This window comes from Rhizobacter sp. P2_G4 (genome assembly GCF_056403575.1).
The window spans coordinates 772301-790828 of the sequence record NZ_JBFUFG010000002.1; the positions used below are offsets into that span (position 1 = coordinate 772301).

14 protein-coding genes are annotated in these 18528 nt (G+C 65.7%); 4 read left to right on the forward strand and 10 right to left on the reverse strand.

Features of this window, described 5'->3' with window-relative positions; translation table 11 throughout:
• The first annotated feature begins 9 nt into the window (after nt 1-9).
• The 3 genes from AC1DYS_RS10090 to AC1DYS_RS10100 are packed head-to-tail and all read left to right on the forward strand — an operon-like array spanning nt 10 to nt 1930.
• Entirely contained in the window at nt 10-384 is a 375-nt protein-coding gene (locus tag AC1DYS_RS10090) for a hypothetical protein (RefSeq protein WP_477898549.1), read from the forward strand.
• Nucleotides 381-695 carry a 4Fe-4S dicluster domain-containing protein gene (locus AC1DYS_RS10095; protein WP_477898551.1) on the forward strand — a complete coding sequence of 105 codons (315 nt, stop codon included), beginning with the start codon at nt 381-383 and terminating at the stop codon, nt 693-695. Before AC1DYS_RS10090 ends, AC1DYS_RS10095 begins: the two co-directional genes overlap by 4 nt.
• Nucleotides 692-1930, forward strand: coding sequence for an MFS transporter (locus AC1DYS_RS10100; RefSeq protein WP_477898553.1), 1239 nt, complete (start codon nt 692-694; stop codon nt 1928-1930). Before AC1DYS_RS10095 ends, AC1DYS_RS10100 begins: the two co-directional genes overlap by 4 nt.
• Before the next feature lie 111 nt (nt 1931-2041).
• On the opposite strand, the gene AC1DYS_RS10105 is transcribed toward AC1DYS_RS10100, so the two are convergent.
• The 4 genes from AC1DYS_RS10105 to AC1DYS_RS10120 form a co-directional block, all read right to left on the reverse strand.
• Nucleotides 2042-3055, reverse strand: a complete 1014-nt coding sequence (locus AC1DYS_RS10105) for an alpha/beta hydrolase (RefSeq protein WP_477898555.1) — start codon at nt 3053-3055, stop codon at nt 2042-2044.
• A 160-nt stretch (nt 3056-3215) separates the two neighbouring features.
• Nucleotides 3216-3686 carry a MarR family winged helix-turn-helix transcriptional regulator gene (locus tag AC1DYS_RS10110; protein ID WP_477898557.1) on the reverse strand — a complete coding sequence of 157 codons (471 nt, stop codon included), beginning with the start codon at nt 3684-3686 and terminating at the stop codon, nt 3216-3218.
• A gap of 94 nt (nt 3687-3780) precedes the next feature.
• Entirely contained in the window at nt 3781-4812 is a 1032-nt protein-coding gene (locus AC1DYS_RS10115; protein ID WP_477898559.1) for an NADPH-dependent curcumin/dihydrocurcumin reductase, read from the reverse strand.
• Between the two features lie 42 nt (nt 4813-4854).
• Nucleotides 4855-6087, reverse strand: coding sequence for an MFS transporter (locus tag AC1DYS_RS10120; protein ID WP_477898561.1), 1233 nt, complete (start codon nt 6085-6087; stop codon nt 4855-4857).
• Between the two features lie 76 nt (nt 6088-6163).
• Between AC1DYS_RS10120 and AC1DYS_RS10125 the strand changes: the two genes are divergently transcribed.
• Nucleotides 6164-7279 (forward strand): AraC family transcriptional regulator, encoded by a 1116-nt coding sequence (locus AC1DYS_RS10125; RefSeq protein ID WP_477898563.1) that lies wholly within the window; start codon nt 6164-6166, stop codon nt 7277-7279.
• On the opposite strand, the gene AC1DYS_RS10130 is transcribed toward AC1DYS_RS10125, so the two are convergent.
• The 6 genes from AC1DYS_RS10130 to AC1DYS_RS10155 form a co-directional block, all read right to left on the reverse strand.
• Nucleotides 7198-9399 (reverse strand): putative bifunctional diguanylate cyclase/phosphodiesterase, encoded by a 2202-nt coding sequence (locus AC1DYS_RS10130; protein WP_477898565.1) that lies wholly within the window; start codon nt 9397-9399, stop codon nt 7198-7200. The genes AC1DYS_RS10125 and AC1DYS_RS10130 overlap by 82 nt on opposite strands.
• A gap of 19 nt (nt 9400-9418) precedes the next feature.
• A complete protein-coding gene (locus tag AC1DYS_RS10135; RefSeq protein WP_477898567.1) occupies nt 9419-10426 on the reverse strand; it encodes an ABC transporter substrate-binding protein in 1008 nt (335 codons plus the stop codon).
• 112 nt (nt 10427-10538) lie between these two features.
• Nucleotides 10539-11684 (reverse strand): response regulator, encoded by a 1146-nt coding sequence (locus AC1DYS_RS10140; protein ID WP_477898569.1) that lies wholly within the window; start codon nt 11682-11684, stop codon nt 10539-10541.
• Complete coding sequence (locus AC1DYS_RS10145) at nt 11681-15574, reverse strand: PAS domain S-box protein (protein ID WP_477898571.1); 3894 nt, start codon at nt 15572-15574, stop codon at nt 11681-11683. Before AC1DYS_RS10145 ends, AC1DYS_RS10140 begins: the two co-directional genes overlap by 4 nt.
• A gap of 28 nt (nt 15575-15602) precedes the next feature.
• Nucleotides 15603-17234, reverse strand: coding sequence for a response regulator (locus AC1DYS_RS10150; protein WP_477898573.1), 1632 nt, complete (start codon nt 17232-17234; stop codon nt 15603-15605).
• A gap of 244 nt (nt 17235-17478) precedes the next feature.
• Nucleotides 17479-18432: a LysR family transcriptional regulator gene (locus tag AC1DYS_RS10155; protein ID WP_477898575.1), complete on the reverse strand. Its 954-nt coding sequence runs from the start codon at nt 18430-18432 to the stop codon at nt 17479-17481.
• Nucleotides 18433-18528: the final 96 nt, after the last annotated feature.

The following is an 18528-nucleotide window of genomic DNA, read 5'->3' on the forward strand; positions in this document are numbered from 1 at the left end:
AGAAGAAAGATGGCATCAAAAGCAAGATTCCTGGGCAAGGGCGTGATGGTCCTTGCAGCAGTCGCGGTGTTGGGTGGGTTGGTGATGGTGTTGTGGAACGCGATCGTTCCCGACCTGTTCGCCGGTGCCCGCTCCATCGACTACCTGCATGCGCTCGGCCTGCTGGTTCTGAGTCGCATCTTGTTCGGTGGATTCAAGGGCCACGGCGGATGGCATGGCGGCCACCGCCACTGGCGTCATGCTGGCCCCTGGAGCGCCATGACGCCCGAGGAGCGCGAGCGCTTCGGCCGTGGCAGAGGCTGTTCTCGTGGCTGGGGTGAAGCCCCGAAAGAAGGCCAGAGAGAGGACCAGAGAGAAGCCCCGAAAGAAGGCAGCGCCGAATGAGCGCCGTCCTGGCTCCAGCCGCGGCATGCAAGCAGCCCGCCGGGGTGATCGCACCGATCGTCGACCTGCGGCGCTGTGAAGGTAAAGGCGATTGTGTACGGGTCTGTCCGGAAAACGTCTTCCGCATCGATCGCATTGCCGACGCCGACTACCAGGCGCTCGGCATGTTGCACAAGCTCAAGCAACGGGTGCATGGCATGCAGGTCGCCTACACGCCGAATGCCGAGGCCTGCCGATCGTGCGGGCTGTGCGTCAGCGCGTGCCCCGAGCGCGCCATCACGCTCGGCCGTTTTCAAGCGAGCAAGCCGTGAGCGCTGTCACCACACCTGCGCTCGCGCCGTTCTCGCCGTACCAGAAGACCGTCGTCGGGATGCTGGCGTTCCTGCAGTTCGCCGTCATCCTCGACTTCATGCTGATGGCGCCGATGGGCGCGCTGATCATGCCCGCGCTGGCCATCGAGCCCAGCCAGTTCGGCTTGGTGGTGTCTGCGTATGCGTTCAGCGCGGCCGCATCGGGGCTGCTGACCGCGGGCTTTGCCGACCGCTTCGACCGCAAGCGCCTGCTGCTGATCTTCTACTCCGGCTTCATCGTCGGCACGCTGTGGTGCGGCCTCGCGCAAAGCTTCGAGGCGCTGCTGATGGCACGTGTCGTGACGGGCCTGTTCGGCGGTGTCATCGGCTCCATCGTGCTCGCGATCTCGACCGACCTCTTCCCGGCCAACATGCGCGGCCGCGTGATGGGTTTGATCCAGACGGCGTTCGCCGCGAGCCAGGTGCTGGGCATTCCGCTCGGCCTGTACCTGTCGAACCGGTGGTCGTGGCACATGCCGTTCCTGGCGATGGCGGGGCTCGGTGTGGTGGGCGGGCTGGTGGTGAGCTGGCGCATGCAGCCGGTTGCCGACCACCTGAAGCTGCCGCAGGAGCACAGCCCGTGGGTGCACCTGCTGCGCACGCTGAGCGTCCCGCGCCACCTGCTGGCGTTCGGAACGACGGCGCTGCTGACGATCGGTGGCTTCATGCTGATGCCTTTCAGCAGTGCCTTTGCCGTCAGCAATCTGGGCATCTCACTGCACGACCTGCCGACGGTCTACCTCATCACAGGGCTGTGCACGATCTTCGTCGGGCCGATGATCGGCAAGGCGACCGACGCCTTCGGCAAGTTCCGCGTGTTCGTGCTGGGCACGGTGCTGTCGATGATCATGGTGCTGATCTACACGCACCTGGGTCCGGTGTCGCTGTGGGTGCTGATCGTCGTCAACGCCGTGATGTTCGTCGGGATCTTCTCTCGCATGATCCCGTTCCAGGCGATGGTGTCCTCCGTGCCGCCGAACGTTCAGCGTGGTGCCTTCAATGCGATCAGCGCATCGATCCAGCAACTTGCCGGAGGCGTGGCCTCGGTGATCGCAGGCCACATCGTGGCGCTGGCACCGGACGGAAAGCTGCTGCATTTCGACGTGGTGGGCTACGTGGTCGTGGCCACGTCGCTGGTGGCGTTTTCACTCGTGTGGCGCCTGCAGCGGGAATTGGGCACCGATAACGCGCGCTGAGCTGGGTGCGGTGTAGAGCCGCGCCGTCAATGGCATGGCAGGCGCATCACGACAAATCGTGACGCGCCTGCTTCATGCGCGGCTCAATGCAGCCGTGGGGTCAACGCAAGATCATCGAAGGCGTGCCTTCAACTCTTCGCTCGCCTGGTGCAGCGCCGCGCGAGTGGCGGGCACGCCGCTCAGCACGTTGAGCAAGCCGAAGTCGTGGATCATGCCGTTGTAGCGCGTGGCGACCACGGTGACACCTGCGGCGTCGAGCTTGCGGGCATAGGCTTCGCCTTCATCGCGCAACACGTCTTTCTCGGCGGACTGCACCAGGGCAGGCGGCAGGCCCTTCAGCTGCTCGGTCGTTGCCAGCAACGGCGAGGCGTAGATGTCCTGGCGTTGCTTCGGGTCGGTCGTGTAGGCGTCCCAGAACCACTTCATCATGTTCTTGGTCAGGAAGTGGTCGTTCGCGAATTCGTCGTAAGACGCGTTCTCGAAGTTGGCGTTCGTCACCGGCCAGAACAGCACCTGTGCACGCAGTGCAGGCGCGCCCTTGGCCTTGGCCATCAGCGCCACGACCGCAGCCATGTTGCCGCCCACGCTGTTGCCAGCCACCGCGAGGCGCTTGCCGTCGACGTTGATCTGCGCACCGTTGTCGGCCACCCACTTGGTGGCGGCATAGGCTTCGTTGATGGCCACCGGGTAACGCGATTCGGGCGAGGGCGTGTAGTTCACGAACACGGCGGCCGCACCGGAGTCGACCACCAGGTCACGCACGAAGCGCTCGTGCGTCGGGAAGTCGCCGAGGATCCAGCCGCCGCCGTGAAAGAACATGAACGCAGGCAGCACGCCCTTGGCGCCGACCGGCCGCACGATGGTGAGCTTGATCGGCTTGCCGTCCAAGGTGATGGTCTTCTCGCTCACGTCGGCCGGCGGCAGTTTGGCGCCAGCTTGGGCGCCGACCAGCACGGCACGGGCATCGGCCGGCGAGAGGGCTTCGAGCGGTTTGCCGCCACCCTTGGCCAGCGCTTCCAGGAAGCCTTGCGTGGTTTGCTCGACGCCCGGGCTCCCGGCGGCCAGCGCGGCACCAGCGGCCAGCGAGAGAACGGAGGAGGCGAAGACCTTGCGGATGCGTTTCATATCGGTGCCTTTGAGAAGTGAAAGTGACAGGAAATCGCGTCTTGTGAACTGCGACCGGTGCGCGACGCCGGTCTGCTAAATCGCGTAGATCGTGCGAATAAATCGTGTACGAAGTAATTGGTTTTGAAGCGGGCGCACATGCGCCCGTCATCAGCGAACCTCAGGCGGCGTTCTTGTAGAGCTTCGACCTCATGTCGGTGAGCCGCGAGCGAAGGGTGTCGATCTCATCGGGAGCGCATTCCATCGCAGCAGCCACGCAGGTGGGGATCTCTTGTGCGCGCTGGCGCAGGCACTGGCCCGCAGCAGTGAGTGAGACGATGACCTGCCGTTCGTCAACAGCCGAGCGGTTTCTTGCAATGTGGCCTGCGACCTCAAGGCGCTTGAGCAGCGGGGTGAGGGTGGGTGAATCGAGGAACAGCCGCTCGCCGATTTCGGAGACGGTAAGTTCGTTGCCCTCCCACAGCACGAGCATCACCAGGTACTGGGGGTAGGTCAGCCCCAGGTCCTTCAGCAGACCTCGGTACACCTTGTTCAGGCCGAGCATGGTGGAGTAGAGCGCGAAGCACAGTTGCTGATCCAGGGCGAGCGACTGGGCTGGCTGCGGCGTTGGCGATGACACAGGCTTCTTCATGGGAAGAGAATGTATATCGCACACAATCTAATTGCAAGCTATTTTGTTTGTCGGCTCGTTTCGTGTGATGCCCAGCGTGAAATCGTTGGCGGCTTCAGTCTTCTGCGACACGCACGACGAGCTTGCCGAAGTTGCAGCCTTCAAGCAGGCCGATGAACGCCTCGGGTGCGCGCTCGAGTCCATCGACGCGGTCTTCGCGCAGCTTCACGCGGCCCTCGGCGACCCACTGGCCCATGTCGCGGCGGAAGGCCTCGAAACGATCGGCGTAGTGGTCGAGGATGATGAAGCCCTGCATGCGAATGCGCTTCTGCAGCAGGGTCGCGACCAGCTTCGGCAGCCGGTCGCGGCCTGCTGGTGGTGTGGCGTCGTTGTAGTTCGCGATGAAGCCGCAGACCGGCACGCGCGCATTGAGGTTGAGCAACGGCAACACGGCATCGAACACCGCGCCGCCGACGTTCTCGAAGTACACGTCGATGCCGCCTGGGCAGGCCGCGGCAAGGCGCTCGGCGAACTGCGGATCGCGCCGGTCGATGCAAACGTCGAAGCCCAACTCGTCCACCGCATGACGGCACTTGTCGGCGCCGCCCGCAATGCCGACCACGCGCGCACCTTTGAGCTTGGCCAGTTGCCCCACCACGGAGCCCACTGCGCCGGTGGCCGCTGCCACGACCACGGTTTCGCCGGGTCGCGGCTGGCCGATGTCGAGCAGCCCGACGTAGGCGGTGAAACCCGTCATGCCCAGGCCGCCCAGCGCCAGTGAAGGCTGCGCCATGTCGCCGAGCGACATCAGGTCGCTGCCATCCGACAACGCATAGTCCTGCCAGCCTGCGTTGGCCAGCACGAATTCTCCGACGGCAAACTGCGGGTTTCGCGAGGTGATGACTCGGCTCACCGTGCCGCCCACCATCGTGTTGCCGATCTGTACCGGCTCCGCATATCCAGGCCCCACCTCTTCCATCAGATTGCGCATGTACGGGTCGAGCGAGAGGTACAGCGTGCGCAGCAGCACCTGTCCATCGCCTGGCACCGGCACGGGCTGTGTGTCGAGGCGAAAGTTCTGCGCGGTGGGCAGGCCTTTGGGATGCGAGGCCAAGGTGAGGCGGCGGTTGACAGCGTCAGCGGGCATGGAATCTCCTGGGTACGAATGGCTACGGAAACCGGAGCGCACTTATGCGCGCACCGGCCGCGGGCCGTGCCGCAAGGTGAGCAGCGTGCCGAGCGTGAGCGCAGCCACGGCGAAGCTCGGGCCACCCAGCGCGCCGATGTGGTCGACGAGCAGCCCACCACCGATGGCACCGCTGGCAATCGCGATCTGGAATGCCGCGACCAGCAGGCCGCCCGCGCCTTCGGCCTGGTCAGGCGCGGCACGCACGATCCAGGTCTGGAAGCCGACCGGGAATGCACCGAAGGCGAAGCCCCACAACGGGATTGCCACGGCCGTGACGATCGCCGACTTGCCGCCAATCAACAGCGCGCCCGCCAGCAGGGCAATCAGCACGCCGCCAAAGATGATCGCGTGGCGCTCACTGCGCCCCGCGATCCAGCCGCCTGCGAAGTTGCCGAAGAAGCCGCCGATGCCGTAGCCGAGCAGCACGGCCGAGATGGCACCAACCGACAGGTGCGTGACGTTCTCCATCAGCGGGCGGATGTAGGTGAACCCCGCAAAGTGCCCCGAGATGACGAGCAGCACGGCGAGCAAAGCGACGCGCACCTTGGGTCGCGTCAGCAACTCGGCGAGCACACGCAGGTTCGGGTTGTCGCGCGGCGGCAGAGCCGGCAGCGTGAAGAGCTGGAAGACGAAGGTGAACGCGCTCACCGCACCGGCTGCGATGAAGGCACTGCGCCAACCCCACAGGTCACCCATCCACGCGCCGATAGGCGCAGCGCAGACGGTGGCCACCGACACCCCGGTGAGGATGGCTGACATCGCCCGCGCGAAGAGCTTCTCGGGCACCAGCCGCATGGCAAGCGCGGCAGACATCGACCAGAAGCCGCCCAGCGCCACACCCAGCAAAACCCGTGCGACCAGCAACACCGGCAAGCTGCTGGCGGTGGCCGCGAGCACGTTCGAGAGCACCAGCAATGCGGTCAACGCCAGCATCACGAGCTTGCGGTCGAGCCGGCGCGTGAGCAGCGGCACGGAGGGTGCCGCGACCGCCCCGATCAGCGCGGTGGCGGTGACCGCCTGGCCGGCCGCACCGTCGCTGATGTGGAGGTCGGTCGCCATCGCGGTGAGCAGGCTGGCTGGCAAGAACTCGGCGGTGACCAGTCCGAACACGCCCAGCGCGAGCGAGGCCACGGCGGGCCAGTCCGCGGCGGCGGTGGGCGCCACCGGGGGGAGAGGTGCGCCGGGCAAGGCGTCGGCGCTCGCGTCGAGGCACTCTGTGCAGGTTGAAGACATGGAGAAGGCCGTTGTTGTTGAATGAGCGACCAGCTTAGGGATAAGATTTCGGCGTTTCAATGTCGGAAGAGCCGAAATGCTTGATTATTCGTCCAGCCGCCTGGAAGATTTGGCCAGCGACACCAGCCGCGAGCGCGACCTGCTGACCGAGATCCTGCTGGGCCTGCGGCTCGATGGCGTCGAGTACGGGCGCTGCGTGATGAAGGCGCCCTGGGCCGTGGCCTTCCCGGCCCAGCGCTCGGCACGCTTCCACTTCGTCGCGACCGGGGGCTGCTGGCTACGCACGCAATCCACCGACTGGGTGCAGCTGAACGCCGGCGATGCCGTGCTGTTGCCGCGCGGCAGCTTCCACATCCTGGCGAGTGCGCCCGATGTGCCGGCGGTCGACATCGACTCGCTGGCCCGCGTGGCGGTCTCGGACAACATCTACCTCGTGGACGGACGGGCCGCCGGCGCGGACGCCGTCAGTACCGGCAGCGCCACCGAGGCCACGCAGAACGACGTTCTCTTCTGCGGCGCCCTGCGCTTCAACCTCGACCCGCTTCACCCGCTCGTCACGATGATGCCGGAGGTGATGCGGGCAGGTGAGCTGGCGCAGCGCGACCCCACCGTGCCGGCGCTGCTCGAGGCCATGGAGCGCGAGGTCGCGTTCGACCGCATCGGTGCCTGCGGCATCCTCGCGCGGCTGGCCGACGTGCTGGCGTCCAGCATCATCCGTGCGTGGGTCGAATGCGGCTGCAGCGACTCGACTGGCTGGATCGCCGCCGTGCGCTGCCCGAAGATCGGCAAGGTGATCGCAGCCGTGCACGCCGACCCGGAGCGCGACTGGAGCGTGGCCAGCCTCGCCGAGCTGATGGGCTCCTCGCGCTCCAGTTTTGCCGAGGCCTTCACGCGAACCATGGGCGAGAGCCCGGCCAAATACGTTGCCAAGGTGAAGATGTTCGAAGCGCGGCGCTGGATTGCGAACGACGGCATGCGCATCGCGGTGGCCGCCGACCGGCTCGGCTACGACTCGGAGGCCTCGTTCAGTCGCGCCTTCAAGCGCGTGATCGGTCACCCGCCCAGTGCATCGCGAACGGGCCATTTGCCGGTTCGCGCGCAGGGGGAGTCTTATGTCCCCGTGCCTGCAGCCGCCAGCTCGCTGCGGGGCGCCCGCGCTCGCAGCCACTTCTCGAAGTCGACCGCGGGCTGAGGCTTCGAGTACAGATAGCCCTGCGCCGTGGTGCAGCCGCAGCGCATCAAAAATGCGGCCTGGCTTTCGGTCTCCACGCCTTCGGCCACCACGTCGATCTTCAGTGTTTGGGCCAGGGCGATGATCATCTTCACGATCTCGCCGTCGCTTTCGTCGCGGTCGGCATTCATCACGAAAGACCGGTCGATCTTCAGCACGTCGAGCGGCAGCCGGCGCAGGTAGGCCAGGCTCGAATAGCCGGTGCCGAAGTCGTCCATCGCGACCACCACACCGATCTCGCGCAGCGAGGCAAAGACCCGCGCGCTCTCTTGCGGGTTCGCCATGATCACGCTCTCGGTGAGCTCGACCTCCAGGTCCGAGGGAGAGATGCCGTGCTGCCGCGTCAGTGCACCGACGCGCTCCACCAGGTCTCCCTGCTGCATCTGCCGCGCAGAGATGTTCACCGCGATCTTGATGACGCCCAGGCCTTGCGCCTTCCACGCGGCGGACTGTCGGCAGGCCTCTTCCAGCACCCAGTCGCCCAGCGGAACGATGAGGCCGGTGGCTTCGGCCATCGGAATGAACTCCATGGGCGGCACCAGGCCGCGCACCGGATGGCGCCACCGCACCAGCGCCTCGACGCCGCACGTGGCATTCGAGCCGAGCAAGACCTTCGGTTGGTAGAAGAGCTCCAGCTCGCCACGAGAGAGCGCAAGGCGCAGCTCCGATTCGAGCTGCAGCCGTTGCACCGAGGTGCTCGTCATGCTGGCCTGGAAAAAGCGGAAGGTGCCGCGGCCGGCCGACTTGGCCTCGTACATCGCCATGTCGGCGTACTTCATCAGATCGGCCGCCGTGTTGCCGTCGTGCGGAAAGCAGGCGATGCCGAGCGACACGCCCGAGTGCACCGTCGTTCCAGCAAGCTCCATCGGCTGCGACAGATGCGCGATCACCTTCTGCGCGACGGTTGCGTAGGTCTCGGGAATCGACACGTCGTTGAGCAGCACCACGAACTCGTCGCCACCGATGCGCGCCACGGTGTCGGCCTTTCGCAGGCAGGCCTTGAGGCGCTTCGCGATCTCTTTCAGCAGGGCATCGCCGGCGTCGTGCCCGAGCGAATCGTTGATCGACTTGAATCGGTCGAGGTCGATGAACATGATGCCGCGCTTCTCGTTCTGGCGTGCCGCCACGGCAATGCTCTGCTCCATGCGGTCCAGCAAGAGCGCGCGGTTCGGCAGGCCGGTGAGTGCATCGTGAAAGGCCAGGTGGCGAAGGTCTTCATCCTTGCGCCGCAATGCGTCGATCGTGAGCAGCAACTCATCCTGCGACGCGCGAAGGTCGCCGTTGACCTGGAGGTTTTCTCGCGCAGCCGCCTCCAGCGCCTGGGTGCGCTCCTGCACCTTGTGCTCCAGCTGAAGGTTGAAGGCGGCGAGTTCCTCGCGATGCGTGTCGATGACCTGGTAAGAACGAGCGATCGCCCGGCTCGAATAGATGACGAAGGCGATGCCGCACAAGAGCACGATCACCTGAGGCAACAGCGTCTTGTGGAAGTGATCTCTGAGCGTCGCGATCTCGCTGTCGGCGGCTTTGCGCAGGGCGTCTTTCGTCGCGGCCGCTTGCGCCGAGACGGCCTGGTCATCGATGTAGACGGAGATGAAGCCTTGCGTCTCGCCGCCGGTGATCGAATCGGTTTTCACGACGAAGGGGTGCTTCTCGCGGAATGCCGGTGGCATGGCGTAGTCGACACGGAATTCGCTTTTCCCTTCGCCCTTCCAGATGGCGGCGTAGGGTCGGTTGTTCTTGTCGCTGACCTCAACGGCAGCGATCTCCGAGTAGTCCATGAAGGGCTCGAGCGTCGACGCCATGCCCTCTTTCATCACGTTGAAAGACTGCGAGTTCTCCAGCTGGCGCGCCGCGAGCTTGGCGATGGTGGCCGACATCGACGCCGCACGCTGGTGCAGCCGCCCGGTCTCTTCTTTCGCCTTCTCTTCGGCGTAGACCTGCACGCTGGCCAGCTTGGCTGCCGTGATGCCCTTCAGCAGTTCGCGCTGCGAGAAGTAGAAGAACAGGCCGTACAGCACGAATGCCGCGGCCAGGGCCGTCGATACCCAGTGAACGCGCCGGCCGGTCAGGTTGAGCGTCATCGCAGAGGCCCAACCCAGCTCAGTACTTTCTGGAGGGCAGGGCCGCTGCTGCGTTGTGGGTGGTGAACACCTTGTCCTCCATGTACATCGTGGGTGGGAAGCTGCGCCCGCCCAGCACCTCGACCGCAACCTTGAGCACGATCTTGCCTAGCAGCGGGTTGCACTCGACCAAGGCATTGATCTTCTTCTCGACGAGAAGCTCGAAGCCGCGCTTCACGCCGTCCACGCCGACGATCAGGATGTCTTTACCAGGCTTCAGGCCCAGTTGCTTGTTCTCTTCGATCGCGTCGACCACGCCGAACGCCATGTTGTCGTTGTGCGCGAACACGGCGCAGATGTTGGTTCCTTCGTCCTTCAGGAACTTCTTCATCACGTCCTTGGCCTGGTCGGCGCGCCACATGCCCGGCTTGGAGGCAATGATCTTCATGCCCGGAAACAGGCTCAGCGCGTCGCGAAACCCTTTCCCGCGTTCGATCGAGGGTGCCGCATCCGGCGGGCCCTGGATCTCGACGATGTTGCAGCGGCCTGCGGTCTCCTGGGCCAGCCACGCGCCTGCAGCACGGCCCTCGTAGCGAAAGTCGGAGCCGATCCAGGTCACGAACAAGCCCTTGCTCTGGTTCTCGGGCAGCAAGACCAGCGTGCGGTCGGAAAGCACCACCGGAATCTTCGCCTTCTTGGCCTGCAACAGCACGCCGTCCCAACCATGAATCTCGTTGGCAGACAGGACGATCGCGTCGACCTTCTGGTCGATGAACTCCTGCACCTGGCGCCGCTGCACATCGGTCTTGCCGCCAGCGTCCTTGAATGCGAGCACGATGCCCAGTTCCTTGGCCGCTTCGCGGAACGACTCGGTGTTGGCCTTGCGCCAGTCGCTTTCTGCGGTGTCGCTCTGCGCAAAGCCGATCGTGTAGCTCTTGGCCTGGGCCCAGGCGCAGAAGAACAGCAGCAGCATCAGTGCGAGGAGCTGCTCCAGGCGCAAACGGCCTGGCGCACGGGGAAGGCGGCAGGTCGGTGCGCATGTGGGCATGAGGTACTTCCTTGGCTGGATTCGTGTCTAACTTGTTCCTATCGGCCGGAATGGCGATTCTCTGAAGGGCGCGCTTCTCATGCCTGAGCGAGGCGAAGGGCCATCCCCACCGTCACCACACGGTCGGCGGTATCTGCTTCGAGATGTCGCGCAGCGTGAAGAAGAAGCTGGCGCCCTCGTTCGGGGCCGCCTGGGCCCAGATGCCGCCGTTGTGCCGTTGGACGATGCGCTGCACGATCGAGAGCCCCACGCCGCTGCCCTCGAACAGGTCGGCCCGGTGGTAGCGCTGGAACGGGGCGAACAGGTGCTTGGCGCGTGTCACGTCGAAACCGGCCCCGTTGTCTCGCACGTAGAAGACGGGGCCTTCACCCTCGAGCGTGGTGCAACCCACCTCGATGAGCGCTTGCTCGGTGCCGCGCGTGAACTTGAAGGCGTTCGACAGCAAGTTGACGAACAGCTGCCTCAGGAGCGACGCGTCGGCCGTGGTGCGGGGCAGGGGGTCGAGCTTCAGGTCCAGCTGGCGATCGGGCTCGTCCTTGCGCAGCTCCTCGACGACGCCTCGCACCAGCGCGTCGGTGTCCACCGTCTGCAGCATGAGCGTTTGCCGGCCCACGCGCGACAGGCGCATCAGCGCGTCGATGAGCTGGTTCATGCGCTGAGCCGAGCGTTCGATGTGCGACAGCCACTCGCGCTGCTCAGGCTGCAGCTGGGTACTCAGGTCTTTCACCAGCAGGCTGGAGAACCCCATGATGATGTTCAGCGGCGCGCGCAGGTCGTGCGATGCCGAGCGGGTGAAAGCGTCGAGCTCACGGTTGGCTGCTTCCAGTTCGACCACGTGCTCCTTCACGCGTCGCTCCAGTGCCGCGTTCTCGAGTTGCAGGCGCCGCACGGTCAGGCCGCGCCCGAGCACCGGCAGAATGGCGCTCACCTTGAACGGCTTGAGGATGTAGTCCAGCGCGCCGGACCGCATGGCGTCTACCGCGCTCGTGATTGTTCCTTCGCCGGTCATGATGATGCCCACCAGCGTCGGGTCGATTGCAATTGCCTCGCGCAGGAGCGCAATGCCGCTCATTCCCGGCATCATCAGGTCGGCCAGCAGCAGGTCGAATGGCGAGCTCTGCAGCGCGGCCAATGCGGCTTCGCCGTTCTGGCATCCGACGGTCTCATAACCGTGGTCTTCGAGCGTGTCGCACAAGGCCTGCATGTGCGCCACTTCGTCGTCGACGATGAGCAGCCGGGGTTTCATGGCTTCGGTCACGGGTTCTCCACGATCGTTGACAGCGGCGTTGCAGTACGGCTGCTTCGGGTCACATGGGCCAGCGCCGCCCGCATGTCGCGCAACTTGGGCGGCTTGCTGAGAACTTGATCGACGTGCGTCGGAATCTCGCCGTCGGCCACCAGCCGTTGACCCCAGCCGGTCAGCAGGATGACCGGGGTCTGGCTGCCGGCTTTCACGGCAGCGGCGACCTTGCGCCCGTCAATGTAGGGCATGCCGAGGTCGGTGATGACCACGTCGAAGGGGTCATGGTGGCCCAGGTGTTCTCTGAACGCATCGATGCCTGCCTGGCCCCCGTTGGCGATGGCGACGAGGTGGCCGTCCAGTTCCAGCGTGTCGCACAGCGATTTGAGCATCAGCGGATCGTCGTCGACGATGAGAACGCGCAGCCTTGCACGAGGGGCTTCGGCCTGCTCTGGCGTGGCCGCTGCAGGCAGCAGAGTCGCCGGAATGGGGAAGCTCAGGCGCACGGTGGTGCCGCGGCCGGGGGCGCTGTCGATGTCGACGTCTGCGCCGTGCCGCTGCGTGGCGCCGTAGACCATCGCGAGGCCGAGGCCCGTGCCGCGTTCGCCCTTGGTGGTGAAGAAGGGCTCCAGGCAACGCCGCCGCGTGTCTTCGTCCATGCCGACGCCGGTGTCGGCCACCTCCACGACGGCATGGCCCGCGGCTGCGGACACGCCACCGTCCATAGGCGCGGCGCGGTAGGTGCGAAGGGTCAGCACACCACCTTCGGGCATGGCGTCGACGGCGTTGAAGATCAGGTTGGTCAAGGCCTCCCGCACCTCGCCTTCCACACCCACGATGGCGGGCAGGTCTTCTGCCAGCTCGGTCTCGAGGCGGATCACGATGCCGCGTTGCTGCGGCATGTCGCTCCAGCGTGCGCGCGTGAGTGCCACGACCTGGTGGACCAGCGGGTTCAGCTGCACGGGCTTGGGGTGCTGCTGCGGCTCGCGCGGGCGATAGAACTCCCGCATGCGGGCCACGGTCGCGGCGACGTCTTCGATCGCCCGGGCGATCGTCACCAAGTAGCCCCGCCCGCGATCACTGAGCTGAGGCTCGCGCTCGAGAAGGCTCTCGGTGTAGAGCGCCACGGGCGACAGGGCGTTGTTGATGTCATGCGCGATGCCGCTCGCCATCTGGCCGAGTGCGCGCAGCCGCTCCTGCTGCATCACTGTCTGCTGCGTCTGCCGCAGGTCGTCATAGGCCTGCTGCAAGGCGCCGTGCAGCTCGGCCTGCCGGGCCGCCAGTGCCACATGCGTACTGAGCTGGCGCAAGAACTCGCATTCGCCGCTGCTGAACGACCGGGGCTGTTGGCGGGCGACGAGTAGGACGCCGAAGACGCGGCTCTCCGACAGCAGCGGCGCGACCACCAGTGAGCGCAATCCACCGCGTGCGAGGCGCTGGGGGAACGGAAACGCGACGTCCTGGATGTCCGGCTCGTAGACCAGCTCGCCATGCACGGCCTGTGACAGGCCGTTCTCGTCGATGGCGATGCGCGACTGCTCATCGAGCGCGAGCTCCAAGGCCAGCGTGTGGCTGTGGGCGCCGACCCGGATGACCGTCAGCGCGTTGTTTGCCGTGTCATGGCTGCAGACACACGCAAAGTCCACCGGCAGGTGCTCTTCGAGGCTGCGGATGGCGACCTGGTAGATGCTCTGCAGGTCCTGCCGTTCGCCGATGGCGCGGGTGATCTGATCGAGAAGCATGAGCCGTTCGAGCTGGGCCTGCACGTGCTCCTGCGCCTGCTTGCGGTCGGTGATGTCGCGCGCGAAGGCGCTGAAGCTGACCTCTGTGTCGGTTTGAATCGGCGTGATGGACAAGTCGATCGGGAACTCATGCCCATCGCGATGTAGCGCCGTCAGTTCCACGCGCTTGTTGAGCACCGGGCCTTCGCCGGTCGCGAGGTAGTGCTCGATCCCCCGTTGATGGGCGTCGCGGTAGGCGGGCGGAACGATCGTTTCCCCCAGACGACGCCCGACGGCTTCGTCGCGCGTCCAGCCGAAGGTGGTCTCGGCTTGCGGGCTCCAGCCGGTGATGAGCCCTGCGCTGTCCATCGTGACCACCGCGTCGAGCGAGGTGTCGATGATGAGCCGGGTGCGTTCTTCGCTCTGTTGCAGGGCCTCCCGGGCGAGGTGCTGCTCGGTCACATCTTGAATGGTGCTGAACCAGCGCATGCGCTTGCCAGCATCGGCCTGGCCGGGGAGGGGTTCGATCACCTGGCGCAGGCAGACCAAGTTTCCGTCCGGGCGCTGCAAACGGTACTCGACGTCCCGGCGTTCCCCGGCGACCGCAGCCTCGATGCTGGTGCTGCGAAACCGCATGCGGTCATCGGGCGGGAGCAGGCCCATCCATTCGCGCGTGCTTTGCGGCATCTGCCCAGGCTCGACCCCGATCAGCAGCGGCAGCGTGTCGGACCAGCTCTCGAAGGACCCGTCGGGTCGGGTGATCACGTGGCCCAGCTTCGTCATCACGTGGGCGCGGTGCAAGGCGGCGTCGCGCTCCCTAAGCACGCGTTCCATGCGGGCTCTATCGGCAATTTCTCGCTGCAGCTTTTCCGTCGTCTGCGTCAATTCAACAGTGCGCTCCGCCACGCGCATCTCCAGTTCGTCGCGTGACCGTTGCAGGCCAACAGAGTGAGCCTGTATCTGCTCGGCCATGGCATTGAAGTGCGCGCCGAACTGACCCAGCTCGTCGCGACGCGTCTCCTCGATTCGGGCGCCCAGGTCGCCGTTCGCGATGGCGGCAGTGGCCTGGCTCATTTTGCGGATGGGTCTGAGAATGCTGGCCGCGAATGCCAGCCCCAAGAGGGCGGCGCCGGCAATGATGCCCGTGGCAAGCCACACCCGGTCGCGCGTGGCCTGGTTGATCTGAGCAAGCACGGCCTCTTCGGGAGCCATGTAGAACACCGTCCACGGAACACTTTCAAGGCGCCGTGCAACGCCATAGTTCCAGCTTTGGTTGACGGGTGCAAAACCCCGAAAGACCGCAGTGTCGGGAGCTGCAGCCCGCGCCCGTTCGAACTGCTCGGGGAAGGGCCTCACATCTTCGAGCAGCGTTCGCGTGCGCGGTCCGAACCGATGGGTTGCATCGAACCTGGCCACCATGGCCGGGTCGATCGGCCCTGCGGGGTGGAAGACGATGTCGCTGCTGTAGCTGTGCGCGACGCGTATGCCTTCGTGGTCGAAAAGGACCGCGAAGCTCTTGGAGCCGACCAGGGCGTTGGAGGCCTTGACTGAGTCCCAGAACGCCGTCGCACGGACCCACAGCCCGACGACGCAGGAGACCCGCTGGTTCGCGTCGAGCACGGGCGCGAGGTAGGCGATGGTCGGAACGCCAGCACCGTCCGCACCACTGGCCGAGGAGACGTACAGATCGGAGGTGACGGGCTTGCCGTTCAACGCCACACGCACGCTGAAACGATCGGAAAAATCAGAGCCGACCAAGGCGCCTTCTGTGGCGAGCGTCACGCGACCGGAGCCGTCCAGCAGCGCGATGCCGCGCACAGCGGCGTCGCCGTTCGCGTGGGCGAGCAGGCTGCCCATGACCCGCGATGCGAGTTCGGCCCGGCGCTCGGGCGGTGCTGCGCAATACGCTGCGGTGTCCGGGAACCGGGTCACCGCGTCGACAGAACGTTGATGGCCCCGGTGGAAGCCGTCGAGCTCGTGGGCGATCTGGTCACCACGTGCCGAGAGAAGGTCCTTCGTCGCGGTCAGCAGGCGCGTCTGGGTCTGGCGCAGATCGGCATACGCCGAAATGGCCAGGGGCAGCAGCGAGGCAACCAGTACAAGCGCCGTCATCTTGGCGCGCAGCGGCCAATCGGAGAAGCGCCATGGAATCGTCAACGGCGTTGTCCGCATGACGAGCGGAAGCATGGTCTGCGCCGCCTGTGGCTGGACACGGCTATTTCTCCCTGCCCACGGCGGCCATGGTGCGCGGGTCGTTCGCCCGGCTCAAGTGAACCTGCGTGCCGTAACCGCGGTACTGCGAATGCAGTGTCTCGGCGCGCAGCTTGAGCGATTCGGCGCCATCCACTCGGTCGAAGTGCCTTTCGATGGTGTGCAGCGCCAGGTCGATGAGCTTGGCGTTGAGCGACATCTCCGCGTTGGTCAGCAGCAGGTGCACGGCTTCCCCGGGCGCTCCGGCGATCGTCTTGGACACCGCCTCTTCGGCCTCGGTGCAGATCGCTGCGTAGGCATCACGAATGATGGCTTCGAACGGGGCCTGCGCCCTCGCAGCCCGAATCAGCAGCTCGCATGTGGTGCGAGAGACAGCGAAGCGCCTGGCCAGCACGGTGACGTCGTCTTCCAGGCCTTCGAGCTGTAGTTCGTGCTTGGTGACGCGTGCCAGCAGTGCGATCAGGTTGCAGGCTGCCTCGAACTCGAAGTTGGGCGTGCGCACCTCGGCGATGAGTTCGCGCACCTCGCGCACGGCATCGCCCACCTGCCGCTCGACGAGCGCTTTCAAGGACTTGACCACGGCCTCGAAGCGGCGAAGCCGCGCGCTCTTGAGTTGCGGCGCGCGGGCCGCGCTGAGGCTGTTCAGTGACATCGTGAGACCGCGCTTGTCGCCGAGGTCGAACTGCATCGCGGCCAGCAACACCAGGCCCTGAAGGTCGTACACGCGGGAGTTGAGCCCGAGCCTGGCGGCCTTGGCGAGCACTTCGGCGGCCTCTGCAGGGTCGCCGTAGTAGAAGGCCAGCAGGCCGTGCTTGACCATGCGCGCCACGCTGCCGGGGGTGAGGGCCGTGGCCTGGCGCAAGGCATCGAGCGCCTTCTCAGGCTGGCCCTGGTCCAGCAGCGTGCGGCCCATCACGTCATAGGCGTCGGCGTAGCTGGGCAACTCATTGAGCAGGCTCTCGAGCGTGCGCCGAGCCTGGATGCCACTGCCGGCGTCGTACTGGGCACGCGCCACGCCAAGCCGCGCCCACGGCACGGCGCCGACCTTGAGGATGGCGTCGAACATGCTTTGTGCGGCATGCGGTTTGCCAAGGCGCAGCCAGAGTTCGGCGCCGACACGCGCTGCCTGCAGCCACGCCGGGCCCCGCGTGTCGAAGCGAATCTGGCAGATTTCGGCGGCTTCGATCAGCTTCTCGGCCTCCACAAGAGTGATGATGTCCTTCAGCATTTTCTTGCGCTGCCGCGCCTGCAGCAAGCGTTCGCGCAACGCGGCCTGGGTGTGCGGCTTGACCAGGTAGGCGTCGAGCGCGGCTTCCGCCGCTTCGGCCACCTTGGCATACCCCGCCTCGCTGGAGATCATCACGACCACCGTCGATAGCGGCAGCAAATGCGCCAGCCGCAGATCGTCCATCAAGTCTTGGCCGCTGACGGGCTCGTCGTCGAAGTGGTACTCGCACAGCACGATGTCGAAATGCTGAGTCTCCAGCAGGCGCCGCGCATCTTGCGCGCGCCTGGCTTGCGCGACATTGGCGATGCCGAAGTCGTGAAGCATGTTGACCAGGGCACTGCGCGAGCCAGCGTTTCCATCGACAACAAGCGCCTTGGCCTTGCCGATGTCGGGGTCGAGGGGCACCATGGAGAGATCCTTCCTGTCGGGAGACATCGGCGCAATCGATGTGCCGCCGTGAGTGAGCGCCAAGCTTGGCGCGGAGAGTGCCAAGCCATTAAGGCCTTCCCATCGGCAAAAACGTAGTGTCAGTTGTTGCAGGTGTCGGCATCGAATCGCGCGCTTCTGACAAGCGAGCATCGCGGTAAACCCCTATCACCGATATTGGCGCACCACGGGCGTGCGGCGTGCGTCACACGCCACGGTGGCTCTGTCAGCGCCGTGTGCTTTGCCGCGATCCCCGCCGGTTGGGCACGGCCAGCACCTCTCGGTCCCACGGCGCAACTTCACCACCGAAGCGCTCGGCAAGAAAGTCGATCAGCAGCTTGAGCGGCTGCGGCTGGTGCTGGCGAGACAGGAACACGGCGTGGATGCCCAGCGGTTCGGGCTCGTGGTCGGGCAGCAGGCGCACCAGCGTCCCCTCAGCGAGGTCGTCGCGCACGAAGTAGGTCGGCAGCATCGCGATGCCCGCGCCCGCAAGCGCCGCTTGCCGCAGCACCAGCGTCTCGTTGCTCGAAATCGAGCCCTTCACCGCCACTGTGGTCAAGTGGCCCGCCTTCCGAAGCCGGTATTCCGCCCGTGTGCCGAAGGAGTGCGTGATGCATTCGTGCGCCGCCAGATCGTCGGGCCGTTGGGGGGCCCCCCGTCGCTTGAGGTAGGAGGGCGCAGCGCAAAGCACCGAACGGCAGGTGGCGAGCCGGCGGGCGACGACGCCTTCATCCAGGTGGTTGGTGATGCGCACTGCCAGGTCGATGCGCTCGCCGACCAGGTCGACCGCTCTGTCGATCGTGAGCAGTTCGATCTCGATGCGCGGGTATCGCACTTGAAACTCCACCATCGCCTGCGTGAGGCTGGAGGTCGCGAACGACAGGCTGGTCGTGATGCGCAGCTTGCCGGTGGGCTCCGTGCGGCGCGCTCCGGCGAGGGACTGCACGTCGGTGGCCAGCTCGAGCATCTGGCGCAATCGGGGCAGGGCTTCCTGGCCAGCCTCGCTCAGGCTCACGCGGCGGGTCGTGCGGTGCAAGAGCCGTGTGCCAAGCCAGCGCTCCAGGCTCTCGAGGTGGCGGCTCACCATGGCGCGAGACAGGTCGAGCGCCTCGGCGGCACGGGTCAGGCTGCCCTGGTCGGCAATCTGGATGAAGGTGCGGATGGCGCTCAGGTGATCCATGGCATCGGCCGTGTTATTGACTCGAAACAGTTGACAATATCTTCAACGAAACGGAGTTTATCTCTGTGATTCGAATCAATACAGTCACTCCATCGA